Annotated in this window: 18 protein-coding genes; 9 read left to right on the top strand and 9 right to left on the bottom strand. The window is 63.7% G+C overall.

Going from position 1 to position 23,119, the window contains the following annotated elements:
• Nucleotides 1-8: 8 nt before the first annotated feature.
• Together mfd and GJ698_RS06830 are read right to left on the bottom strand one after the other, a co-directional pair.
• Nucleotides 9-3,461 carry a transcription-repair coupling factor gene (gene mfd / locus GJ698_RS06835; RefSeq protein WP_154356865.1) on the bottom strand — a complete coding sequence of 1,151 codons (3,453 nt, stop codon included), beginning with the start codon at nucleotides 3,459-3,461 and terminating at the stop codon, nucleotides 9-11.
• 68 nt (nucleotides 3,462-3,529) lie between these two features.
• Complete coding sequence (locus tag GJ698_RS06830; RefSeq protein ID WP_154356864.1) at nucleotides 3,530-4,456, bottom strand: 5'-nucleotidase; 927 nt, start codon at nucleotides 4,454-4,456, stop codon at nucleotides 3,530-3,532.
• Nucleotides 4,457-4,616: 160 nt separating this feature from the next.
• Between GJ698_RS06830 and GJ698_RS06825 the strand changes: the two genes are divergently transcribed.
• The 3 genes from GJ698_RS06825 (at nucleotide 4,617) to GJ698_RS06815 (ending at nucleotide 8,365) form a co-directional block, all read left to right on the top strand.
• Nucleotides 4,617-5,729 (top strand): GGDEF domain-containing protein, encoded by a 1,113-nt coding sequence (locus GJ698_RS06825; protein ID WP_154356863.1) that lies wholly within the window; start codon nucleotides 4,617-4,619, stop codon nucleotides 5,727-5,729.
• A gap of 126 nt (nucleotides 5,730-5,855) precedes the next feature.
• Nucleotides 5,856-7,628 (top strand): methyl-accepting chemotaxis protein, encoded by a 1,773-nt coding sequence (locus tag GJ698_RS06820; RefSeq protein ID WP_154356862.1) that lies wholly within the window; start codon nucleotides 5,856-5,858, stop codon nucleotides 7,626-7,628.
• A 146-nt stretch (nucleotides 7,629-7,774) separates the two neighbouring features.
• Nucleotides 7,775-8,365 carry a hypothetical protein gene (locus GJ698_RS06815; protein WP_154356861.1) on the top strand — a complete coding sequence of 197 codons (591 nt, stop codon included), beginning with the start codon at nucleotides 7,775-7,777 and terminating at the stop codon, nucleotides 8,363-8,365.
• On the opposite strand, the gene GJ698_RS06810 is transcribed toward GJ698_RS06815, so the two are convergent.
• Nucleotides 8,366-9,271, bottom strand: a complete 906-nt coding sequence (locus tag GJ698_RS06810) for a lipase secretion chaperone (protein ID WP_154356860.1) — start codon at nucleotides 9,269-9,271, stop codon at nucleotides 8,366-8,368.
• Nucleotides 9,271-10,185 (bottom strand): lipase family alpha/beta hydrolase, encoded by a 915-nt coding sequence (locus tag GJ698_RS06805; RefSeq protein WP_154356859.1) that lies wholly within the window; start codon nucleotides 10,183-10,185, stop codon nucleotides 9,271-9,273. The genes GJ698_RS06810 and GJ698_RS06805 overlap by 1 nt, the downstream gene beginning before the upstream one ends.
• Before the next feature lie 180 nt (nucleotides 10,186-10,365).
• Between GJ698_RS06805 and GJ698_RS06800 the strand changes: the two genes are divergently transcribed.
• On the top strand, nucleotides 10,366-11,064 hold the full coding sequence (locus GJ698_RS06800; RefSeq protein WP_229259866.1) for a TetR/AcrR family transcriptional regulator: 699 nt from the start codon (nucleotides 10,366-10,368) through the stop codon (nucleotides 11,062-11,064).
• 106 nt (nucleotides 11,065-11,170) lie between these two features.
• Here GJ698_RS06800 and GJ698_RS06795 read toward each other — a convergent pair whose 3' ends face one another.
• A complete protein-coding gene (locus GJ698_RS06795; protein WP_229259865.1) occupies nucleotides 11,171-13,567 on the bottom strand; it encodes a penicillin-binding protein 1A in 2,397 nt (798 codons plus the stop codon).
• Nucleotides 13,568-13,672: 105 nt separating this feature from the next.
• Between GJ698_RS06795 and glpD the strand changes: the two genes are divergently transcribed.
• The 3 genes from glpD (at nucleotide 13,673) to GJ698_RS06780 (ending at nucleotide 15,829) form a co-directional block, all read left to right on the top strand.
• Nucleotides 13,673-15,205, top strand: a complete 1,533-nt coding sequence (gene glpD / locus GJ698_RS06790; protein WP_154356858.1) for a glycerol-3-phosphate dehydrogenase — start codon at nucleotides 13,673-13,675, stop codon at nucleotides 15,203-15,205.
• Nucleotides 15,206-15,275: 70 nt separating this feature from the next.
• Nucleotides 15,276-15,623, top strand: a complete 348-nt coding sequence (locus tag GJ698_RS06785; RefSeq protein WP_154356857.1) for an ORF6N domain-containing protein — start codon at nucleotides 15,276-15,278, stop codon at nucleotides 15,621-15,623.
• A gap of 11 nt (nucleotides 15,624-15,634) precedes the next feature.
• Nucleotides 15,635-15,829: a hypothetical protein gene (locus tag GJ698_RS06780; protein WP_154356856.1), complete on the top strand. Its 195-nt coding sequence runs from the start codon at nucleotides 15,635-15,637 to the stop codon at nucleotides 15,827-15,829.
• A gap of 27 nt (nucleotides 15,830-15,856) precedes the next feature.
• Here GJ698_RS06780 and GJ698_RS06775 read toward each other — a convergent pair whose 3' ends face one another.
• Nucleotides 15,857-17,356, bottom strand: a complete 1,500-nt coding sequence (locus GJ698_RS06775) for a peptide MFS transporter (protein ID WP_154356855.1) — start codon at nucleotides 17,354-17,356, stop codon at nucleotides 15,857-15,859.
• Nucleotides 17,357-17,590: 234 nt separating this feature from the next.
• Between GJ698_RS06775 and ppnN the strand changes: the two genes are divergently transcribed.
• Nucleotides 17,591-18,961 carry a nucleotide 5'-monophosphate nucleosidase PpnN gene (ppnN, locus tag GJ698_RS06770; RefSeq protein ID WP_154356854.1) on the top strand — a complete coding sequence of 457 codons (1,371 nt, stop codon included), beginning with the start codon at nucleotides 17,591-17,593 and terminating at the stop codon, nucleotides 18,959-18,961.
• Nucleotides 18,962-19,348: 387 nt separating this feature from the next.
• Nucleotides 19,349-19,690 carry a hypothetical protein gene (locus tag GJ698_RS30810; RefSeq protein ID WP_229259864.1) on the top strand — a complete coding sequence of 114 codons (342 nt, stop codon included), beginning with the start codon at nucleotides 19,349-19,351 and terminating at the stop codon, nucleotides 19,688-19,690.
• Between the two features lie 33 nt (nucleotides 19,691-19,723).
• On the opposite strand, the gene lysS is transcribed toward GJ698_RS30810, so the two are convergent.
• The 3 genes from lysS to prfB all read right to left on the bottom strand — a co-directional run bounded on the left by lysS (nucleotide 19,724) and on the right by prfB (nucleotide 23,051).
• On the bottom strand, nucleotides 19,724-21,253 hold the full coding sequence (gene lysS / locus GJ698_RS06760) for a lysine--tRNA ligase (RefSeq protein ID WP_154356853.1): 1,530 nt from the start codon (nucleotides 21,251-21,253) through the stop codon (nucleotides 19,724-19,726).
• 25 nt (nucleotides 21,254-21,278) lie between these two features.
• Entirely contained in the window at nucleotides 21,279-21,947 is a 669-nt protein-coding gene (locus GJ698_RS06755) for an HAD family hydrolase (RefSeq protein ID WP_154356852.1), read from the bottom strand.
• Nucleotides 21,947-23,051, bottom strand: a protein-coding gene (prfB, locus tag GJ698_RS06750; protein WP_154356851.1) for a peptide chain release factor 2 whose coding sequence is annotated in 2 segments (ribosomal slippage) — nucleotides 21,947-22,969 and nucleotides 22,971-23,051 — 1,104 coding nt in all. Because the reading frame shifts where the segments join, the coding sequence is not laid out codon by codon here. The genes GJ698_RS06755 and prfB overlap by 1 nt, the downstream gene beginning before the upstream one ends.
• Nucleotides 23,052-23,119: the final 68 nt, after the last annotated feature.

Below are 23,119 nucleotides of genomic sequence, written 5' to 3'. Positions count from 1 at the left end.
TAGTATGTTTAAGGAGTCAGCTGCTTGATGGCGGCCTTGATCTGCGTCACCCGCGCCGCCAGGTCCGGCATGGCGGCGGTGATCTTCAGTTTATCCTGTCCATTCAGCTTGATCTGGCGATTCTTCTGTATCAGCTCGATGATGCGCATCGGGTCGATCGGCGGCTTGGCCATGAACTGCAGGTTGGCGGCCTCGGTATGCGCGTCGATCTTGATGATGCCCACCGTCTTGGCGGCGATGCGCAGGCGGTGCGTTTCGATCAGCGCCTTCACCGGCTCCGGCAGCTTGCCGAAGCGGTCGATCAGCTCTTCCTGCAAGTCGTCGATCTTGCCTTGCGATGCGCAATTCGCCATGCGCTTGTAAATCGATAGCCGTTCGTGGACATCGCCGCAGAAATCGGCCGGCAGCAGCGCCGGCACGTGCAGATTGATTTCGGTGGTGGTGGCCAGCGGCGCCGCCAGGTCCGGCTCCTTGCCGGCCTTGAGCGAGCGCACCGCTTCGTTCAGCATGTCCGAGTATAGCTGGAATCCGATCTCGGTCATCTCGCCGGACTGGTTGTCGCCGAGGACTTCGCCGGCGCCGCGGATTTCCAGGTCGTGCATGGCCAGGTAGAAGCCGCTGCCCAGTTCCTCCATCTGCTGGATGGCGTCCAGGCGGCGCTGCGCCTGCTTGGTCAGCGACTGCACGTCGTGCACCAGCAGGTAGGCATAGGCCTGGTGGTGCGAACGGCCGACGCGGCCGCGCAGCTGGTGCAGCTGCGCCAGGCCGAACTTGTCGGCGCGGTGCATGATGATGGTGTTCGCGGTCGGCACGTCGATACCGGTTTCGATAATCGTCGTGCACAGCAGGATGTTGTAGCGCTGGGCGACGAAATCGCGCATCACTTTTTCCAGGTCGCGCTCGTGCATCTGGCCGTGGGCCACGGCGATGCGCGCTTCCGGCAGCAGCTCGGTCAGCATCGCCATGCGGTTCTGGATGGTCTCGACCTCGTTGTGCAGGAAGTAGACCTGGCCGCCGCGCTTCAGTTCACGCAGGCAGGCCTCGCGGATGATCGATTCGCCTTCGCTGCGCACGAAGGTCTTGATCGCCAGCCGCTTTTGCGGCGCGGTGGCGATTACCGAGAAGTCGCGCAGGCCTTCCAGCGCCATGCCCAGCGTGCGCGGGATCGGCGTGGCGGTCAGCGTCAGCACGTCGACTTCGGCGCGCAGCGATTTCAAGGCTTCCTTCTGGCGCACGCCGAAACGGTGCTCCTCGTCGATGATGACCAGGCCGAGACGCGTGAACTTGACGTCGTCCGACAGCAGCTTGTGGGTGCCGATGATGATGTCCAGCGTGCCGTCGGCCATGCCCTTGATCGCCTGCGCGATCTCCTTGCCGGTGCGGAAGCGCGACATTTCGGCGATGCGCACCGGCCAGTCGGCGAAGCGGTCGGCGAAGGTTTGCGCATGCTGTTCGGCCAGCAGCGTGGTCGGCGCCAGGATGGCGACCTGCTTGCCGCCCATGACGGCGATGAAGGCGGCGCGCAGCGCCACCTCGGTCTTGCCGAAGCCGACGTCGCCGCACACCAGGCGGTCCATCGGTTTGCCCGAGGTCATATCCTTGATGACGTTGTTGATGGCTTCCTGCTGGTCCGGCGTTTCGTCGAAGCCGAAGCTGTCGGCGAAGCGCTCGTAGTCGTGCGCCGAGTATTCGAACGAATGGCCCTGGCGCAGCGCGCGGCGGGCGTAGAGGTTCAGCAGTTCGGCGGCGGTGTCGCGCACCTGTTCGGCGGCCTTGCGCTTGGCTTTTTCCCACTGGCCGGAACCCAGCGTATGCAGCGGCGCGTCGTCCGGCGAGGCGCCGGAGTAGCGCGAGATCACGTGCAGCTGCGAGACCGGCACGTACAGCTTGGTCTCCTTGGCGTATTCCAGGTGCAGGAATTCGGCATCGCCTTCGCCCAGGTCCATGGTGGTCAGGCCCATGTAGCGGCCGATGCCGTGGTTGATGTGCACCACCGGATCGCCGATCTTCAGCTCCGACAGGTCGCGCACCATCGATTCGACCTGCGTGACGGCTTCCTGCTTTTTCTTGCCGACGCGGCGGCCGGAGCCGGCATACAGCTCGGTCTCCGTGATGAAGATCAGATTCGCCTTCGGCAGCGACAGCTCGAAGCCGGCGTGCAGCGGCGCCACGCCCAGCGCCAGCTTGGCGTCCGAGGCGATAAAGCCGTCGAAGCCTTCGACCGGCGCCAGTTCCAGGTTGTATTCGTTGAAGTACTGCTGCAGCGTTTCGCGGCGGCCGTTGGATTCGGCGCAGATCATCACGCGGCTGCCGGACTGCATCAGGTAGGCGCGCAGATTGGTCAGCGGGTCTTCCAGATGGCGGTTGACGGCGATGTTGGGCACCGGCGCCGACAGCTCGGAAGCGCCGGCGTCCGGGTTGTTGCGGATGGCGATCTGCGGGTACGGCTTGGCCAGCACGAAGAACTGTTCGTCGGACAGGAACAGCTCTTCCGGCGCCATCAGCGGACGTTCGCGGTCGGCCTTCAGGAAGCGGTAGCGCGAATTGGTGTCGGTCCAGAAGCGCTTGATGGCCGCTTCGATGTCGCCGACGGTGGCGACCACGGCGCCTTGCGGCAGGTATTCGAACAGCGTGGCGGTTTGGTCGAAGAACAGCGGCAGGTAGTACTCGATACCGGCGGAGGCGATGCCGCTGCTGATGTCCTTGTAGATCACGGCGCGCGACGGATCGCCTTCGAAGTGTTCGCGCCAGCGGCTGCGGAAGGCGGTGCGCGAGGCTTCGTCCATGGGGAACTCGCGGCCCGGCAGCAGGCGCACCTGCTTGACCGGGTACAGCGAGCGCTGGGTGTCGGCGTCGAAGGTGCGGATGGTTTCGATGGTGTCGCCGAACAGGTCGAGGCGGTAGGGCAGCGCGGAGCCCATCGGGAACAGGTCGATCAGGCCGCCGCGCACCGAGTATTCGCCGGGCGACATCACCTGCGTCACGTGGGTGTAGCCGGCCAGCGACAGCTGCGATTTCAGGCGCGCCTCGTCCAGCGATTCGCCCTGCTGGAAGAAGAAGGTGTAGGCGGCCAGGAACGACGGCGGCGCCATGCGCACCAGCGCGGTGGTGGCCGGCACCAGCATGACGTCGCACTGGCCGCTGGAGATTTCGTGCAGCGTCGCCAGGCGCTCGGACACCAGGTCCTGGTGCGGCGAGAAGGCGTCGTAGGGCAGCGTTTCCCAGTCCGGCAGCAGGTGGCAGCGCAGCTGCGCGCCGCCGAACCACGGGATTTCGTCGAGCAGGCGCTGGGCGTCGCTGGCGTTGGCCACGACCACCGCCAGCATCTGGCCACGGGATTTGAGTTCGAGCGCGATTTGCGCGAGGGCGTAAGCATCCGCCGAGCCGTGCAGCGCGGGCAGGGCAAAACGGTTGCCGGGTTTGGGAATGGATTTAGTTAAGGCTGACGACACAACACACATTCAACGGTTATCCCGGCATCGCCGGGTGGCAATGCCGCTGCCGACATTATAGACGAACTGCCCCCGGTTTAGCGGTTGGCGACGCCGAACGGGATATGCACCATCGGGATGTTGCCGGCCGGGGATTGCAGGTGGCTCAACTGGTCGTCGAAGAACATATGCGGCTTGAAGATGCTCAGCACGCGCGCTTTTTCCATGCCGCCCAGGAAGAAGGTTTCGTTGGCCGACACGCCCCAGCTTTTCAGCGTCGTCACCACCCGCTCGTGCGACGGCGCGCTGCGGGCGGTGATGATGGCGATGCGCAGGATTTTCTTGTACGACGGATCGTCGCGTTGCGCGTCTTCCTCCAGCTGCTGCATGGCCGACAGCTTGCGGAACAGGTCGGCCAGCGGTCCCGGCTGGTGCGGGATGGCGACGCGCGCGCTTTCGTGGGCGTGGAATTCGCCGACGTCGTTGTTGCGCTTGAATATAGTTTCAGATTCGTCGTCGGCGATCACGCCGTCGAAGTCGAAGGCGATACGCAGTTCGCCGTCGGCCTCGTCGTCCTCGGTGCGCGACGGCAGCACCAGGCCGGCGGGGTAGTGCGCGGCCAGCGCGTTGCGCACGTCTTCCTCGTTGGCGCTGAGGAACAGCGAGGTGTTGAAGGCGGGCAGGTAGGTGTAGGGCGACTGGCCGGTCAGGAAGCAGGCGCGCGAGATGTCCAGGCCGTAGTGGGCGATCGAATTCATCACGCGCAGGCCGGTCTCCGGCGAATTGCGCGAAAACAGCACCACTTCCACCGGCGCCGTCTGCGGATGGTGCTGGTTGATGCTGAGGAAGCGGCGGATGAAGGGGAAGGCCACGCCCTTGTCGAGCACGGTGGCGAGCTGTTCTTCCTGATACTTGCGGTAGGCTTCCGGACCGTGCTCCAGGTACACCTGGTGCGAGGCGGTCAGGTCAAACAAGGCGCTGGAGGCGATGCCGATCACCAGCTTGTGCTCGATAGGATAGGGCATGGGACTGCGGTCAGTGGATGATGACCGCTACTGTAACCGATTCGGCCCGCGCCCTGTTTTGATTTCTTTTCTGCAATTTAATCATTGCCTCCAGACGGTCACTGCGCTACATTGACACTTCATTACCACGGATGCTGTTGTGCTGAATCTCGATACTCTTTTGCTGGTCCAAGTCTGCGTGACGGTGCTGACCACCGCCTTGCTGGTGGCCGCCGCCTGTTATACCGAAAGTCCGCCCGAACAACGCTGGTGGGCCGGCGGCAATGTGGTGACCTGCATCGGCCTGGCGCTGAGCAGCACGGCGACGCTGCCGGTGCTGGTCCACGGCGTGCTGGGCTACGGCGTTATCGCGCTGGGCCTGGGCCTGGTGCTGCGCGGCTTGCGCGTGCACTGTTCGGCGAGCCTGTCATGGACCTTCATCGCCGCCCTGGTCGGCATCGCGCTGCTGATCCCCGCCTACTTCACGCTGGTGGCGCCTAGCCTGCGCGCGCGGCTGTGCTTCAGCGGTTTTTACTTTGCGCTATTGAACTGGATGTGCGCGGCGGTGGTGGCGCGGCACGGCGTGTGGCGCGTCAGCGGCATCAGCCTGGCGGGCTTCAGCCTGCTGGGCCTGGCGCTGTTCCTGCGCGGCGTGCACATGCTGCTGCATGGCGACCCGGCCGACACCACCAGCTCGCTGGTGATGGGACTGAGCACGCTGGCGATACCGCTGGCGCAGATCTGCATCGCCTTCGGCCTGATCCAGATGGTGATGTGGCGCTACGCCGAGCGCTTGCGGCGGCTGTCGACGCTCGATGCGCTGACCGGGGCGCTGAACCGCGCCGGCCTGGAGATTCAGGGCAAGCGCGTCGGCCTGCGCGCCCTGCGCGCGGCGCGCAGCCTGGCGGTGATCATGATCGACGTCGACAACTTCAAGGTCATCAACGACACCCACGGCCATCCGGTGGGCGACGAGGTGCTGCGCCATCTGGCCCGGCTGGTCAAGGTGGAACTGCGGCCGCACGATTTGCTGGCGCGCTTCGGCGGCGAGGAATTCGTGCTGGTGCTCGACGGCGTCAACCGCGAGGCGGCGCTGAAGGTGGCCGAGCGCCTGCGCGCGCGCATCGAATCGGAGGTTGTCGAATTGGATAACTTGTCGGTTCGCTACACCGCCAGCATGGGCGTGGTGTGCTCGGACGACCACAGCTACGACCTGATCCGCCTGATTTCCGCCGGCGACGCCGCCATGTACGACGCCAAGCGCGCCGGCCGCAACAAGGTCATCGCCGTCTGAGATTGTGCGTGGCGCGCCACACCCGCGACGAATGTGATTGACGCACACATTGTCGGGGCCGCATATTAGTTGGACAGAATCAATATTCACCAATTCTAACTAACGGCCACTGGCGGGAGTGCGGGGATGTTCAGGAATTTACTCATCAAGTGGAAGTTGGCGACGCTGGTGGCGATCATGATGGTGGCGCTGCTGGTGGTGGGCGCGGCCGGGTATCGCGGCATCGTCAAGGTGGGCGGAGCGGTGAATGAAATCGGTGTGGTGCGGTTGCCGTCGATCCAGGGGCTGCTGGTGATGAGCGAAGGCCAGACCGCGGTGTCGGCCGCCACGCTGTACGTGGGCACCTGGTCGCACGAGTATCAGGCGCAGGACAAGTTCGCCGAGGCGATCGAGATGCGCAAGAAGGCCTGGGCGAATATCGACCGCGGCTGGAAGCGCTACGAGCCCTTGCCGCAGACCGCCGAGGAGTCGGTGCTGTGGAAGCAGTTCACCGGCGAGTGGGCGGAGTGGAAGGCGGCCGACGACAAGCTCGGCGCCATCATCGCCAAGCTGGCGGCCAACAAGGACGAGCAGACGCAGAATGCCTTGTTCGGCGAGTTCTACCAGGTGTTCAATCCGTCGCGCCCGCTGTTCCGCAAGGCCGAGGCTACGCTGATGAAAATCGAGCGCCTGAATGAAGGCGTGTCCGACGCCAGCGTGCAGGACGGCATGGCGGCGGTCAGCAGCGCCGAGTGGGCGATGCTGATTGCGGCGCTGATTGCGGCGGCGGTGGCGATCGGCTGCGCGGTGTATATCGCCGGCGCCATCACCAATCCGATCAACGAGGCGGTGCGCGTGGCGCAGACGGTGGCGTCGGGCGACCTGACCAGCCGCATCGAGGTGGCGACCAGGGAGGAAACCGGCCAGCTGCTGGGCGCGCTGAAGGAGATGAACGATAGCCTGATCCGCATCGTCGGCCAGGTGCGCAGCGGCACGGACACGATTGCGACGGCGTCGGCCGAGATCGCCAGCGGCAATCTGGATCTGTCGTCGCGCACCGAGGAGCAGGCCAGTTCGCTGGAGGAGACCGCGTCGTCGATGGAGGAACTGACCTCGACCGTGCGGCAGAATGCGGACAATGCGCGCCAGGCCAATACGCTGGCGGCGTCGGCCTCCGGCGTGGCGCAGCGCGGCGGCGATGTGGTGGCGCGCGTGGTCGAGACCATGGATTCGATCAATGCCTCGTCGTCCAAGATTGTCGACATTATCGCGGTGATCGACGGCATCGCGTTCCAGACCAACATCCTGGCGCTGAATGCGGCGGTGGAAGCGGCGCGCGCCGGCGAGCAGGGACGCGGCTTTGCGGTGGTGGCGGGCGAGGTGCGCACGTTGGCGCACCGTTCGGCGGCGGCGGCCAAGGAGATCAAGGAGCTGATCGGCGATTCGGTGGAGAAGGTCGGCGCCGGCAGCAAGCTGGTGGAAGAGGCTGGCGCGACGATGGGCGAGATCGTCACCAGCGTGCAGCGCGTCACCGACATCATGGGCGAGATCAGCATGGCCACGCAGGAGCAGAGCACCGGCATCGACCAGATCAATATGGCGGTGGGCCAGATGGACACGGTGACGCAGCAGAACGCGGCGCTGGTGGAGCAAGCTGCTGCTGCGGCGGCCTCGCTGCAGGAGCAGGCGGCGGGATTGGCGGAGGTGGTCAGCGTGTTCCGCATGGAGGAGTCGCAGGCGCTGCGCAAGCCGGTGATGGCGGTGCGCCGCACGCCGGTCGCCGCCAGCGCGCCGCGCGCGGCATCGGCATCGGCATCGGCGCCACGGCCGGCCTTGAAATCGACAGCGGCCAAGGCCGCCGCCAAGCCGCCCGCCAAGCAAATGGCGACGGCCTCGGCCGACGATTGGGAAGAGTTCTAACCAACAATAAAGCAAGCCACTATCTGGCACAGCAGCACCCTGAAGCAGCCCTCGCGGCTGCTTTTTTTCGTTTGACGCAGCTCAATCGGGTGGCTGCCGCGGGTGGTAGTTTGGAAGCTCATCGATAGCGTCCTTCAGGAGCTTCCATGCCAAACACCAATGAAAACGAGCGCGTTGAAAATGCCGCCCGCAGCGCCTATGATGCAGTGATCGAAAAGCGCATCGCGGCAGTGGAGACAGACGTGGCCGTCATACGAACCAGCTTTGCCACCAAAGAGGATGTGCAGCGCATTCTGACGCTGCTGTACGATCAAAAACTGGAGTTCAAGGCAGCAGAGGGAGCGCTGCGGGAAGATTTTCACGCGGCCTTCGCCAGACACCGAGAGGAATGGCGTGCCGCGCTGGTGAAACAGCGGGAAGAGTTCAATGCGGCTTTGGCCAAGCAGAAAGAAGAGTTTAATGCCGCTTTGGCCAAGCAGAATAAAGAGTTTAATGCCGCGTTAGCCAAGCAGAAAGAAGAATTTAATGCTGCGTTAGCGAAGCAGCGCGACGAATTTAACGTCGCACTAGCCAAGCAGCGGGAGTATATCGATGCCGCGCTGGCGCAGCTTCGCGTTGACATCCTCGCCGGGCAACTGGATATGCAGAAGACAATGATGAGCCATATGTGGAAACTCTACGGCTTCGCCTCGCTGGTGGTCGGCGGCATCTATTACATCGCCCGCTACGTGCACTGATCATTCATAGGCGGGCAGGCGTTTCTGTTCGTCGGCGCTGAAGGCGGCGTCGCGGAGTTGTTGGCGTGCGGCTTCGTCGGTGGTGGTTCGGCGCTGGGCCTGGTAGACGGCGATGCGGCGCTGCCAGTCGGCTTCTTCGCGGTCGACGTCGGCCAGGCGCGCGGCGGCGGCGGGCGACAGGGCGGCGGCGCGCATGCGGTAGATTTCGTTGTCGTCGGCGCCTTTCGCGCGGGCCTGGCTGACGGCTTCCTCCAGCCGGATCACGCGCGTCGGCGCCTCCTTTTCTTCCCGGGCTTTTTGCGGCAGGCGCGCGTCGAGCACGGCCAGTTGCTGCATGCGCTGCGCTTCGCTCAACCCTGCATCGCGGTTGATTTCCAGCCGCGCGATGGCGTCCAGGTCGTAGGCGTCGCTGGCGCCGAACAGGCCGGCGATTTCCGCGTTGCTGAAGTAGTTCGCGCGCAGTTGCTGCATCGCCGTCAGCCGCGCGCGGGCGCGTTGCGCGGGATCGGCTTGCGCCGGCAGTCCGTGCTCGACGTCCACCAGCGCGCGCTTGTATGCCAGGTAGGCGTCCAGCAGGCGGCGTGCTTCGGCCGCCGGCACGGGACGCAGGCGACGATCCAGCTCGCGGATGATCTCGCTGCGGATCTCGTCCAGCGGCCGCTCGCCGAGGCCGGCCAGGTAGTAATCGAACAGATAGGCCAGCTCCGCGTTGACGTCCAGCCTGTCGTCCGCGCTGGCGCGCACCGCGCCGTCCGGCTGCGTGCCGGCGGCCGAGCGCACAAAGGCGAAGTAGTCCGCATCGGCGGCGGCAACCGGCGCCGCCGGCGCCTCGTGGCGTGCGGCCAGCAGCCAGCCGCCGCCGGCCGCGACCGCGACCAGCGCGGCAACGCGCAGCATGGCCCGCATCAGAGCCCCAGTCCCTGCAGGCGGTTGGCCTGCTGGCGATACAGCGTCACCGGATTGGTCTCGAACAGATTGGTGATGCCGATCAGCTGATTGACCTCGTCCAGATGGTTCAGCGCATAGTCGTCGCGGATCACCCGACCCAGGTGGCTGGAGCAGCTGCTGACCAGACCATCGTTCCTGGCGCCGTTGAAGGCCAGCGCGGTCAGCGCCAGCACCGGATCGCTGGCGTCCAGCACATTGGTGTACGGCTGCGCGCCGCTCCACGAGAAGTAGTAGACGCCGCGCACCTGGTACTCGCCTTCGCCGCAAGCCGATGTCGGCACGCCGGCCGGATGGCGCGCGTTGAACGCGGCGGTGCCGGCGGTACTGAGCGAGGTCGCTGCCGCGCGCGCATTCTGCGGCAGGGTCGGGCTGCCGGACAGGAAGCTGATCAGCCCCGAGACCGCGTTGGCGACGCTGTAGGTCACGTCCGGCACCGCGCCGATCAGCACATCGGCCACGCGCGAGCCTTTGTTGACGCCGCCCACGCTGGTGACCGACGCCACCAGGTCCGGCCGCACCGACGCCACATAGCGCGCGGTCGGCGCGCCGTGGCTATGGCCGATCAGGTTGACCTTGCTGGCGCCGGTGGCGGCCAGGATCTGCTTGACCTGCAACAGCAGCTGCTCGCCGCGCACCTCGGTGCTGTTGGCGGCCGATACCGAGGTCACGTAGACATCGGCGCCGCCGCTGCGCAGCGCCGGGGCGATGCCGTAGAAATAGTCCACCGGGCCGACGCTGTCGAAGCCGAACAGGCCGTGCACCAGCACGATCGGGTATTTGGTCTGCGTGTAGCCGGCCGCCGACGACGGCGCCGGCAGGGCGGTGAACAGGATCAGGAACAGGGCCAGGCACTGCATGGTGCGTTGTCTCATGGTGGTCTCCGGTGGTGGTATTGTTGTCGTGTCCGGGCGCGGCCCGGTTACAAAATGTAGCACCGGCGATCAGGCCTTGCAGTCCGCACGCACGGCCCCGGGAGCCAATTTGCTGGCCCCGTGAGCATGCGCAAATGCCTGCGCTATAATCATAATCAAAAATAAACCATAGAGACAACCTTGCCGGCCCACTTCAACTTCCAACAATTCCAGGCCATGACGCCGCTTGACGGCGTCAATATCTGGGCCTATCTGCTCGACCGCTATGCCGACCGCATCACGGTCAAGCGCCGCAAGCCGGCGCTGGAGAACCTGGAGAAAATCTTCAACGCTACCTTCAAGCTGGCCAACGAGGTCGGCTTCCGCGCAATGAATTTGCGCGACCTGTGCGGCGAGACCGGGCTGTCGATGGGCGGTCTGTATGGCTACATCAGCAGCAAGGACCAGCTGGCGGAGATGATCGAGGACGTGGTGCGCCACGCCACGCACGAGGTGCCGAAGATGTTTGCCGACATCGCCGATCCACTCGACCGCATCGAGGCGCTGATGCGGGCGTCGATTTATGTGTCGGAGATCCTGCAGCCGTGGTTTTACTTCGTCTTCATGGATTCGCGCGTGCTGCAGGCGGAGCAGCGCGGCACGGCGAAGGAATCGGAGCTGTATGTGCAGTCGCTGTTTGCCGGCGCCGTCGCCCAGATCGCGACGCCGCGCGGCAGTCCGGACCTGGTGGCGGCGCACATCCTGGCCATGTTCCAGGACTGGTACGTCAAGCGCTGGAAGTACCGCGCCGCCGACGTCGACCCCGACCGCTTCGCCGACAGCGCCGTGCGCATGATGCGCGGCTACCTGGCGGTGTCAACCCCAGAGAATGGGGTCTGACCCCGTACGGGGTCAGACCCCTGCCTGCGGTGTGCGGGTTTAGCGATTCCCGCACACGCCGCAGAAAACCAACACCTTGACCCGCTGTTGACCTTGGGGTGCCGTCTTAGCGTTTCGGACCGGTCGGCACCGGCTGGATGTTCTCGGCGTTCGGCGTCGCAGGCGGCGCCGGCGCTGCGGGAGCCGCCGGAACCAGCGGCTCGCCCGGCGTGACGTTCTCGGCGCCCGGCGGCACATCATCCATATCCAGCGTATGACGCGCGGCATCGCCGGTGAACTCGTCGTACAGCCACTCGCCATCCACCTGCGTCAGACCGGCCGGCAGCGGACGTTCCTGCGGTGGACGGCTCTGCATCGCCACCTTCATGTAGTCGATCCAGATCGGCAGCGCCGCGGTGGCGCCGAATTCCTTGCCGCCCAGCGAGCGCGAGTCGTCAAAGCCCATCCACGACACGGCCACGATGCCGCCGCCGTAGCCGGCGAACCAGCCGTCGACTGCGTCGCTCGAGGTGCCGGTCTTGCCGGCCAGGTCAGGGCGTCCCAGGCGCGCCACGGCGCCGCCGGTGCCGGTGCGGGTCACCTGGCGCAGCATCGAGTCGGTGACGTAGGCGTTGCGCGGGTCGATCACGCGGGCGTCGTCCGGCAGCGTTTCGCGCGGCTTGGCTTCCGAGATGACCTTGCCGTCGCCGTCGACGATCTTGGCGATCAGATACGGTTCGACCGAGTAGCCGCCGTTGGCGAACACCGAGTAGGCGCCGGCCAGCTGCGCCGGCGTCACCGAGCCGGTGCCCAGCGCCATGGTCAGGTTCTTCGGATGCTTGGCCAGGTCGAAGCCGAACTTGCCCAGGTAGCTGTGCGCATACGGCACGGTGATGGCGCGCAGGATGCGCACCGACACCACGTTCTTCGATTCCGACAGCGCCGTGCGCATGCTGATCGGGCCATCGAACTTGCCGTCGTCGTTCTTCGGCGACCAGGCTTCGTTGCCGGTTTCGGCGCCGGTCAGGTTGAGCGGCGCGTCGTTGATGATGGTGGCCGGCGAGAAGCCGCGCTCCAGCGCCGCCGAATACACGAACGGCTTGATCGAGGAACCGGGCTGGCGCCAGGCCTGCGTCACGTGGTTGAACTTCTGCAGGTTGAAGTCGAAGCCGCCCACCATCGCGTGATAGCCGCCGGTGACCGAATCGATCGAGACGAAGGCCGCCGACACCTGCGGCACCTGGCTGATGGACCAGCCGCCTTTGTCGCCCTGCATGATGCGCACCACGGCGCCGGCGCGCAGGCGCACCGTGTCCTTGGCCTTGTCGCTCAGCGCGCCGGCGACCAGGCGCAGGCCGTCGCCGCTGATGGTGATTTCCTCGCCCGACGGATTCTGCACCTTGACCGCTTTCGGGCCGGCGTCCAGCACCACGGCCGGAATCAGGCCGTCGCTGCTCGGGCGCTTCTGCAGCGCTTCTTCGATGGCGTCGTCGCGCTCGTCCTCGTTGGCTGGCAGCGTGATCACCGCTTCCGGACCGCGGTAGCCGTGGCGCTGGTCGTAGTTCAGCACATTGCGGCGCATCGATTCGTAGGCGGCCTTCTGGTCGGCCTTCAGGATCGTGGTGTAGACGCTGATGCCCCTGGTGTACGACTCTTCCTTGAACTGGGCGTAGACGGTCTGGCGCGCCAGTTCGGCCACGTATTCGGCGTGGACGTCGAAGTCCTGGCCCTTGCGGCTGATGTGCAGCGTTTCGTGCATCGCCTTCTGGTACTGCGCTTCGGTGATGTAATCGAGGTCGCGCATGGCTTTCAGCACGACTTGCTGGCGTTGCTTGGCGCGTTTCGGATTGACGGCCGGGTTGTGGCGCGCGGGATTTTGCGGCAGGCCGGCCAGCATCGCGGTTTCCGCCACGTCCAGGTCTTTCAGCGGCTTGCCGAAATAGGTCTGGGCGGCGCTGCCGAAGCCGAACGAGCGCTGGCCCAGGTAGATCTGGTTCATGTACAGCTCCAGGATCTGGTCCTTGTTCAGCGCCGCCTCGATTTTCATCGCCAGCATCACTTCGGTCAGCTTGCGGCTGAAGAATTTGTCGCGCGTCAGGAAGAAGTTACGCGCCACCTGCATGGTGATGGTGGAGCCGCCCTGGCGCAGCGCGCCGCCCAGGTTGGCCTTGGCCGCGCCCATGGCGCGCACCCAGTCGATGCCGTGGTGTTCGTAGAAGCGCTTGTCCTCGATCGCCAGCAGCGATTTCTTCATCAGCTCCGGCATGTCCTTGATCGGGATGAAGTCGCGGTGCTCTTCGCCGAATTCGCCGATCAGGGCGTTGTCGGCGGTGTAGACGCGCAGCGGGATCTTCGGCCGGTAGTCGGTGATGGTGTCGAGCGAGGGCAGGTTGGGCGCCACGTACAGCAGCAGGTAGGCCAGCAGCAGGCCGCCGCCCACCAGGGCGGCCAGGCCGGCGGCGATGGCGGCGCGGATCAGGTTACGGCGGGTCAGCCACTGGGACAGGGTGCTAGTCGTTGTCAAAACATTATCCGTTGAATGCAGAAGTATGGGCGATTATAGATCAAGCCTATTGTTACTTGGCGTCACTTGACGTAACGTACAGGTATATACATCCAAAGGGACCATATGGCGGAACCCCAGCACATACTCGATTGCGACGTCCTGGTGATTGGCGGGGGCATCAACGGCGCCGGGATTGCCCGTGATGCGGCGGGACGCGGGCTGTCGGTCGTCTTGTGCGAGAAGGACGATCTGGCGGCGCATACGTCGTCGGCGTCCACCAAGTTGATCCACGGCGGCCTGCGCTACCTGGAGTATTACGAGTTCAGCCTGGTGCGCAAGGCGCTGATCGAGCGCGAGGTGCTGCTGCGCGCCGCGCCGCACATCATGTGGCCGTTGCGCTTCGTGATGCCGCATGCGCCGGGCCAGCGGCCGGCGTGGATGATACGCGCCGGGCTGTTTTTGTACGACCAGCTGGCGCGGCGCGAGCTGCTGCAGGCGTCGGCCGGCATCAATCTGCGCCGCCATGCGGCCGGCAAGCCGCTGAAGCCGGAATTCGAACGCGGCTTCATTTATTCCGACGGCTGGGTCGACGATGCGCGGTTGGTGGTGCTGAACGCCATCGACGCCAGCGAAAAGGGCGCCACCATCCTGACCCAGGCGGTCTGCACCAAACTGGAACGCAAGGCGGCCGACTGGGAGGCCACGCTGTTCAAGCCCAGCTGCGGCCAGATCCGCGTCAACGCGCGCTACGTGGTCAACGCGGCCGGGCCGTGGACCGCCGACCTGCTGCACGCCACGCTGCCGAAGGAGGGCGGCGGGCACCTGCGGCTGATCAAGGGCAGCCACATCATCGTCAAGCGCATCTTCGAGCATGACAACGCCTACATCTTCCAGCACAAGGATGGCCGTATCGTGTTTGCCATTCCGTACGAGGGCGAGTTCACGCTGATCGGCACCACCGACCTGGATTATCACGGCGACGCCAACCAGGTCGCCATCGGCGAGGACGAGATCGCGTACCTGTGCCAGCTGGCCAGCCAGTACTTCGCCCAGCCCATCGTGCCGGCCGACGTGGTGTGGACCTACTCGGGCGTGCGGCCGCTGGTGGAAGATGGCGCCGACGCCAAGGCCGTCACGCGCGATTACCGGCTGGAGATCGACAGCCACGGGCCGCCGATCCTGAGCGTCTTCGGCGGCAAGATCACGACTTTCCGCAAGCTGGCGGAGGAGGCGGTGGACCACATCGCCAAGGCGCTGGACAAGCGCCAGGGCGGTTGGACCCACAACGCCTGCCTGCCGGGCGGCGACCTGTTCGGCGCCGAGCCGTGCAACCGTTCGGTGCTGGACTTCGACAGCTGGTCGCGCGCGCAGCAGGCGCGCTACAGCTGGCTGCCGCCGCTGCTGGTGGCGCGCTACTGCCGCACCTACGGCACCCGCCTGCACACGCTGCTGAGCGAGCGCGCCGACCTGGCCGCCATGGGCGAGGAAATCGCGCCGGGCCTGTACGAAGCCGAAGTGGAGTACCAGCGCCGCTACGAATGGGCGCGCAACGCCCAGGACATTCTCTGGCGCCGCACCAAGCTCGGCCTGCACCTGCCGCCCGACACCGCCGACCGCTTGCAAGCCTGGCTGAACGATCATCCGCTGACCAGATAGTTTGATTTTCGTCATGCCGACTGCCGTGGTGGCGGGCTAATGTCACGGAGCCTGCCTGCCGGAGTCCGCGATGAAGCCTGCTACGTCCCCATCTGCTCCAATTGCTACGTCCTTGCTGGCAATCGAGAAGCGAATAATGCTCATCCGATCGCAAAAAGTCATTGTCGATGCCGATCTTGCATTGCTTTACGGTGTGCCTACCAAACGCCTGAACGAGCAGGTCAAGCGTAATTTGGATCGTTTTCCTTCAGACTTTATGTTTGTTTTGACCGCAGAGGAGAAAGCCGAGGTGGTCGCAAATTGCGACCACCTCGCGAAACTGAAATACGCCAAGACCTTGCCGTTTGTGCAAATATTCTTGGTTCGCCGCAAGCAACCCAGACAGGAGTTTATGTGGTGCGCTCATTCGTGCGCTTGAGGGAAGCTTTTATGACGGACAAACTCTTGGCTGCTCGGCTGGTAGAGATGGAAGCTCAACTTTCGGCGTTGGCTGCGCGCCAGGGCGAGTTTGAAAACAGTACACTACAACAGCTTCAGCAGATCTTTGGAACACTCAAAGGTTTGACGGAGCAACCTGCCCCATTGCGAAAAAGAGCTATTGGTTTTGTCCTGCCAGATAAATAAAAACGGCGCCCTCGGGCACCGTTGGTTTTACTTCACACCGTGCATGAGCTTCTGGATCAGCGGGGCGATCAGGAACAGCAGCACGCCGCCGGCCATCAGCGACCAGAAGCCGAAGGTGTAGCCGTGCAGCGCCGAGGGTACCGACATGCCGCCTTCGCCCGACACCGCCGAGGCGAAGATGCCCGACAGGTTGTTGCCGATGCCGGTCGACAGGAACCAGCCGCCCATGCCCAGGCCCACCAGGCGCGTTGGCGCCAGCTTGGTCACCATCGACAGGCCGATCGGCGACAGGCACAGCTCGCCGATCGATTGCAGCACGTAGACCATGAACAGGGTCCAGAACGGGATCTTGTTGTTCATGTCCACCAGGCTCGACAGCGCGAACATCAGCAGCGCGAAGGCGGTACCGTTGAAGATCAGGCCCAGGCCGAACTTGCGCGGAATCGATGGATTGGCGCGGCCCATGGCCACCCAGACGAAGGCCACCACCGGCGCGAAGGCGATGATCGCCAGCGAGTTCACGGTCTGGAACCAGGCCACCGGGAAGGTCCAGTTGAACATTTCGCGGTCGACGATTTTCTCGGCCAGGAAGGTGAACGAGCTGCCGGCCTGCTCGAAGAAGCACCAGAACATGATGTTGAAGAAGAAGATCACCAGCATGGCGATGACCTTGTCGCGCGCCACTTTGCCGTTCTTGATGCCCTCGACCAGCAGCATCACCGACAGCAGGATGAACAGCACCGACAGCACGAGCTGCAGGTTCTTGGCGCCAGCGGCCAGCAGCGAGTACACCACCGGAATCACGCACAGCGAGCCTATCACCACGTACAGCAGGCGTTTCGGATCGGCGTTCTGCGCATCCGGCGCGCCGATGCCTTTCAGCTTGGCGCGGCCGATGTAGAACCATACCAGGCTGATCAGCATGCCGACGCCGGCCGACATGAACACCACCTTATAGGCCGGCATGCCGCCGCTGCCGAACACGGTCGCGGCCAGCCACTCGGTCAGCACCGGGGCGACCAGCGCGCCGGAGTTGATGCCCATGTAAAAAATGGTAAAGCCGGAATCGCGGCGGGTGTCGGCGGTGCTGTACAGCTTGCCGACCATGGTCGAAATATTCGGCTTGAACATGCCGTTGCCGACGATGATGGTCGCCAGGCCGAACTGGAACACCGTCTCGTTGGGGAAGGCGATCATGAACAGGCCGGCCGCCATGAAGGCGGCGCCGACCAGGATCGAGCGCTGGTAGCCCAGCACGCGGTCGGCCACATAGCCGCCGAACAGCGCGGCCGCGTACACCAGCGCCAGGTAGGAGCCGTACACCAGGTTGGCGGAGGATTCGCCAGCGGCGTCGCCGTTGTAGAACTGGGCGACCACGTAGAGCACCAGGGCCCAGCGTATGCCGTAGAACGCGAAGCGCTCCCAGAATTCGGTCATGAACAACATCCACAGCGGAGCAGGGTGACCCATGATCTGCTTGAATTCGGGAATAACAGCTTCCGTGTTGCTGGTGGTAGCACCGCTCATGCGGCTCCTCCTAATAATTATGGTCAAAAAGGACTGACTTCCCTTGTGGGGCAGCCAAATTGGGCGCCATTTTAATCTACAAAGCGGCAGCCGATGCACTTTTTGATGCTGCGCCTGCAAACTTGTGTCATTTGTGTTAATAATTTACCAGTTTCATTTGCCAACCCATGAATGGCCGAGTTGTCGTATATTGATGGCGCAACACCCATAGAAACTGAATAGGATTTACGCATCATGGAACATGACGTTGTCGATACCCAGATTTCCCCCGAAGGCCAGCTGGAGATTCTTTCCAAAGCTGAAGTAACCAAACTGCTCGACACCAGCCAGGGTGGCTTGTACAACGTATTCCGCAAGTGCGCCCTGGCTGTGCTCAACAGCGGCAGCACCATCGACGACGGCAAGGAGCTGCTGGAACGCTACGCCTCGTTCGACATCAGCATCGTGCAGCGCGAGCGCGGCATCAAGCTCGACATCAAGGGCGCGCCGGCGATCGCTTTCGTCGACGGCAAAATGATCAAGGGTATCCACGAGCACCTGTTCTCGGTGCTGCGTGATATCGTCTTCGTCAGCGACGAAATCACCGGCAATCCCAAGTTCGCGCTGGACAAGACCGAAGGCATCACCGACGCCGTGTTCCACATCCTGCGCAACGCCGGCGTGCTGAAGCCGATGCTGAACCCCAACCTGGTGGTGTGCTGGGGCGGCCATTCGATCAACCGCGCCGAATACAACTACTCGAAGGAAGTCGGCTACGCCATGGGCTTGCGCGATCTCGACATCTGCACCGGCTGCGGCCCGGGCGCGATGAAGGGCCCGATGAAGGGCGCCACCATCGGCCATGCCAAGCAGCGCTTGCACCGCGGCCGCTATCTCGGCATCACCGAGCCGGGCATCATCGCCGCCGAATCGCCGAACCCGATCGTCAATGAGCTGGTCATCATGCCGGACATCGAGAAGCGCCTGGAAGCGTTTGTGCGCACCGGTCACGGCATCGTGGTGTTCCCTGGCGGCGCCGGCACCGCCGAAGAGATCCTGTACATCCTGGGCATCCTGCTGCATCCGGATAACGCCGAGATTCCGTTCCCGCTGGTGTTCACGGGCCCGGAAACCTCGCGCGACTACTTCGTGCAGATCAACCAGTTCATCCACGACACGCTGGGACCGGAGGCGCAGCAGCGCTACAAGATCATCATCGACGATCCGGAACTGGTGGCGCGCGAGATGCAGGCCGGGATCAAGGCCGTGCGCGAGTTCCGCAAATCGCGCAGCGATGCCTATTACTACAATTGGGGTCTGAAGATCGACAGCGAGTTCCAGCGTCCGTTCCCGCCGACGCACGAGAACATGCGCAACCTGAGCCTGCACAAGAACCAGCCGGTGCACCTGCTGGCCGCCAACCTGCGCCGCGCCTTCTCGGGCGTCGTGGCCGGCAATGTGAAGGAAGAGGGCATCCGCGCGATCGAGAAATACGGTCACTTCGAAATCCACGGCGACAAGGACATCATGGGACCGATGGACGCGCTGCTGGCCTCCTTCGTCGCCCAGTCGCGCATGAAGCTGGCCGGCAAGCCATACACGCCTTGCTACCGCGTCATTCAGTAAGCCTAATTTCCGGCAGAACACAGGGGAGGGGAATCCTTCTCCGGCCCCTGTGGTAAACCTTCTTTTTCGACTTCTTTTTTCTTCTTTTTTCCTCGTTTTTGAAGAAAAGAGAGGAGAAAAAAAGAATGTTTACCACAATGAGTGTGCAGTTACCTACCCATACCCTACTCCAACTAATTGCCCAGCTACAGCGGAGCGCTGGCTCGCAGGATATATCGGAAGCCATCACGACTGCCGTGGAATTCTGGCTTGCCGACCAAAAGCAATTCCCCAAGACCGCCGATCCGAACGGCATCCACGGCTACCAATGGAAATCCCTCTTCCTGCCCGAAGGCACCGTGCTGCGCTCATGGAGCTACGGCGAACACAACTATGCTTGCGTTGAAGGTGATCACATCATTCATCGCGGCAAGGAAGTCTCGCCCAAACCAGTTTGCGCGCGCCTTCGCCCGGAGCAACCGCAACGCATGGTTCGACCTGAATATACGCCGCCCCGGCGACAAACAATTCAAGCAAGCCTGCATACTGCGCAAGGAAGTCCAGCGCGAGCAGGAGGAAGCCCGCAAAGCCAGGGCGCAATGCGCGGCCGCGCCGCAGGCGCAGGCGCTGCCTCCGCCGCCATCAGCGCCAACGCCAGCAGCACCGCGCGACACCACGCCGGGTGAAGGCTGGACTTTGCCGGAGCGCCGCAAATACCGCTACCGCCTTGAAGACGTCGCCTTTGAATAAAAAAAGCCGCTCAGTGAGCGGCTTTCGTGGTGATTACTCTTCGCGGCGCAGGTGCGGGAACAGCAGCACGTCGCGGATGTTCGGCGAGTCGGTGATGATCATCATCAGACGGTCGATGCCGATGCCGCAACCGCCGGCCGGCGGCATGCCGTATTCCAGCGCGCGGATGTAGTCGGCGTCGTAGAACATCGCCTCCTCATCGCCGGCGTCCTTGGCGGCTACTTGCGCCAGGAAGCGTGCCGACTGGTCTTCCGCATCGTTCAGCTCCGAGAAGCCGTTGGCGATCTCGCGGCCCACCATGAACAGCTCGAAGCGCTCGGTGATGCCTTCGCGCGAGTCCGAAGCACGGGCCAGCGGCGATACTTCCACCGGGTAGTCGATGATGTAGGTCGGTTCCCACAACTGCGCCTCGGCGGTTTCCTCGAACAGCGCCAGTTGCAGCGCGCCCAGGCCGGCGGTGGCGAACGGCTTGACGCCGAACTTCAGCAGTTCCTTCTTGATGAACTCCGCATCGCCCAGCTGCTCGGCGGTGTACGACGGCGCGTACTTGTTGATCGCTTCAACAATGGTCAGACGGTGGAATGGCTTCGACAGATCCAGCTCGCGGCCGCCGTAGGTCAGCTTGGCGGTGCCGTGCGCGTCGATCGCGGCCTGGCGGATGACGGCTTCGGTGAAGTCCATCAGCCATTTGTAGTCGGTGTAGGCCGCATAGAATTCCATCATCGTGAATTCCGGGTTGTGACGGATCGACACGCCTTCGTTACGGAAGTTGCGGTTGATCTCGAACACGCGGTCGAAGCCGCCGACCACCAGGCGCTTCAGGTACAGCTCCGGCGCGATACGCAGGAACATCTGCATGTCCAGCGCATTGTGGTGGGTGATGAACGGCTTGGCCGCAGCGCCACCTGGAATGGTGTGCAGCATCGGCGTTTCCACTTCCATGAACTCGTTCTTTTCCATGAAGCGGCGGATCGACGAAATCGCGGCGGTACGCGCCTTGAAGGTGCGGCGCGTCTCTTCGTTCATGATCAGGTCCACGTAGCGCTGGCGGTACTTGGTCTCCTGGTCGGCCAGGCCGTGGAACTTGTCCGGCAGCGGGCGCAGCGACTTGGTGATCAGGCGCAGCTCGGTGACTTTGATGGTCAGCTCGTCGGTCTTGGTCTTGAACAGCGTGCCGACCACGCCCAGGATATCGCCCAGGTCATAGTGGTGCAGCGCGGCCATGGCGGCTTCGCCGGTCAGGTCCAGCGTGGCGTAGATCTGGATGCGACCATCGGCCTTCGGACCGGAGGCATCCTGCAGCGTGGCGAAAGCGGCCTTCTTGCCGGCTTCGCGCTTCAGCATCATGCGGCCGGCCAGCTTGACCGTCACCGGCGCGGCTTCCAGCTCTTCGCGCGACTTCTCGCCGTATTGAGCGTGCAGGTCGGCGGCCTTGTGTTCCGGCTTGAAGTCGTTCGGGAAGGCGACGCCCTGTTCGCGGATGGCGGCCAGCTTGGCGCGGCGTTCCGCAATGATTTTGTTCTCGTCCGGCGCTGCTGCTTGGTCTTGAAGATCCGTAGTCATGGTGTATTTCTGTTTGAAGTGATGATTAGTTGGTGGCGGAGGCGAACAGCTCGTCCACATCCAGCGCGCTGAAATCGCTGACGACAGCGATCACATTGTCGAATTCCGCAAACGCTTCGACCGGCAGGGTGGTGGTCAGCACCACCGCGCGCATACCGGCGCGGCGCGCCGCTTCCACGCCCAGCGGCGCGTCTTCGAACACGATGCTGTCGGCCGGCAGCGCGCCCGCGCGTTCGGCCGCCAGCAGGAACACGTCCGGATTCGGCTTGCCGCGCGCCACGTCGGCGGCGCCGGCGATGGCGTGGAACTCCTTGCGCAGATCGAGGCCGTCGAGCGTGAAGTCGATGTTCTCGTTCGGCGCGGCGGTGGCCACAGCCAGCTTGACGCCGGCCGCCTTGGCGCGTTCGATGAAGTCGACGAAGCCGGTGGTCGGCGCCAGGTGCGGCGCGTACATCTCGCGGTACAGCGCTTCCTTCTCGAAATCGAGCGCCGCGCTTTCTTCCTTGGTCAGCGTTTTGCCGAAGTAGGTGCTCATGATCTCATGGCCCTGGCGGCCGGCCGTGTTGCGGAAGAATTCGTCCGCATCGACCGTGTGGCCGCGGCGCTGGAAGAACTCCAGCCACGATTTCACGTGGAAGGACATGTTGTCGACAATGGTGCCGTCCATGTCGAAGATGAATGCACGTTGGGTCATTACACGCCTTGTTTGAGCGAAGCCGAAATGAAGTCGTCCAGGTCGCCGTCCAGCACGCCCTTGGTGTTGCCGGTCTCGAAGTTGGTCCGCAAGTCCTTGATGCGCGACTGGTCCAGCACATACGAGCGGATCTGGTGGCCCCAGCCGACGTCGGTCTTGGAGTCTTCCAGCTTCTGCTGCTCGCTCATGCGCTTGCGCAGTTCCAGTTCGTACAGCTTGGCCTTCAGCATTTCCATGGCCTCGGCCTTGTTGCGGTGCTGCGAACGGTCGTTCTGGCACTGCACGACGATGCCGGACGGGCCGTGGGTCAGACGCACCGCGGAGTCGGTTTTGTTAATGTGCTGACCACCGGCGCCGGACGCGCGGTAGGTGTCGATACGCAGGTCGGCCGGATTGATCTCGATGTCGATCGAGTCATCCACCTCCGGGTACACGAACAGCGACACGAACGAGGTGTGGCGGCCGCCGGCCGAGTCGAACGGCGACTTGCGCACCAGGCGGTGCACGCCGGTCTCGGTGCGCAGGAAGCCGTAGGCGTATTCGCCTTCCACCTTCAGCGTGGCGGTCTTGATGCCGGCCACCTCGCCGTCGGACTGCTCCATGATCTCGACCTTGAAGCCCTTGCGTTCGCAATAGCGCAGGTACTGGCGCAGCAGCATCGAGGCCCAGTCCTGGGCTTCGGTGCCGCCGGCGCCGGACTGGATGTCGACGAAGCAGTTGTTCGGGTCCATCGGATTGTTGAACATCCGGCGGAATTCCATGCCTTCGATGACCTTGCGGACTTCTTCCGCATCGACGATCAGCGCTTCCAGCGTCTCGTCGTCGCCTTCTTCCTTGGCCATGGCGATCAGGTCGGCCATGTCTTTCAGGTCGGCGTCAGCCTTGGTCAGCGAGAAGACGATGGCTTCCAGCGATTTTTTCTCTTTGCCCAGGTCCTGGGCTTTTTTCGGGTCGTTCCAGACGGCTGGATCTTCCAGCTCGCCGTTTACCTGTTCCAGTTTCTCCGACTTGCGATCGAAGTCAAAGATACCTCCGAAGTTCGGCTTCGCGCGTGGTCAGGTCGGCGAGCAGGGAGGTGAGGGCGTTGATGCGTTCGGCTTCCATGGTATTCTTCTTTTCTCAGGCTGAAATCAAACCTTGGATTATACCGTAAGCGGCCACGCTCTCCCAGC

This window comes from Duganella aquatilis (assembly GCF_009674565.1).
GTDB classification, from domain to species: domain Bacteria; phylum Pseudomonadota; class Gammaproteobacteria; order Burkholderiales; family Burkholderiaceae_D; genus Rugamonas; species Rugamonas aquatilis.
Note: the sequence above shows the minus strand (reverse complement) of the source record. Positions and strands in the feature narration are given on the sequence as shown.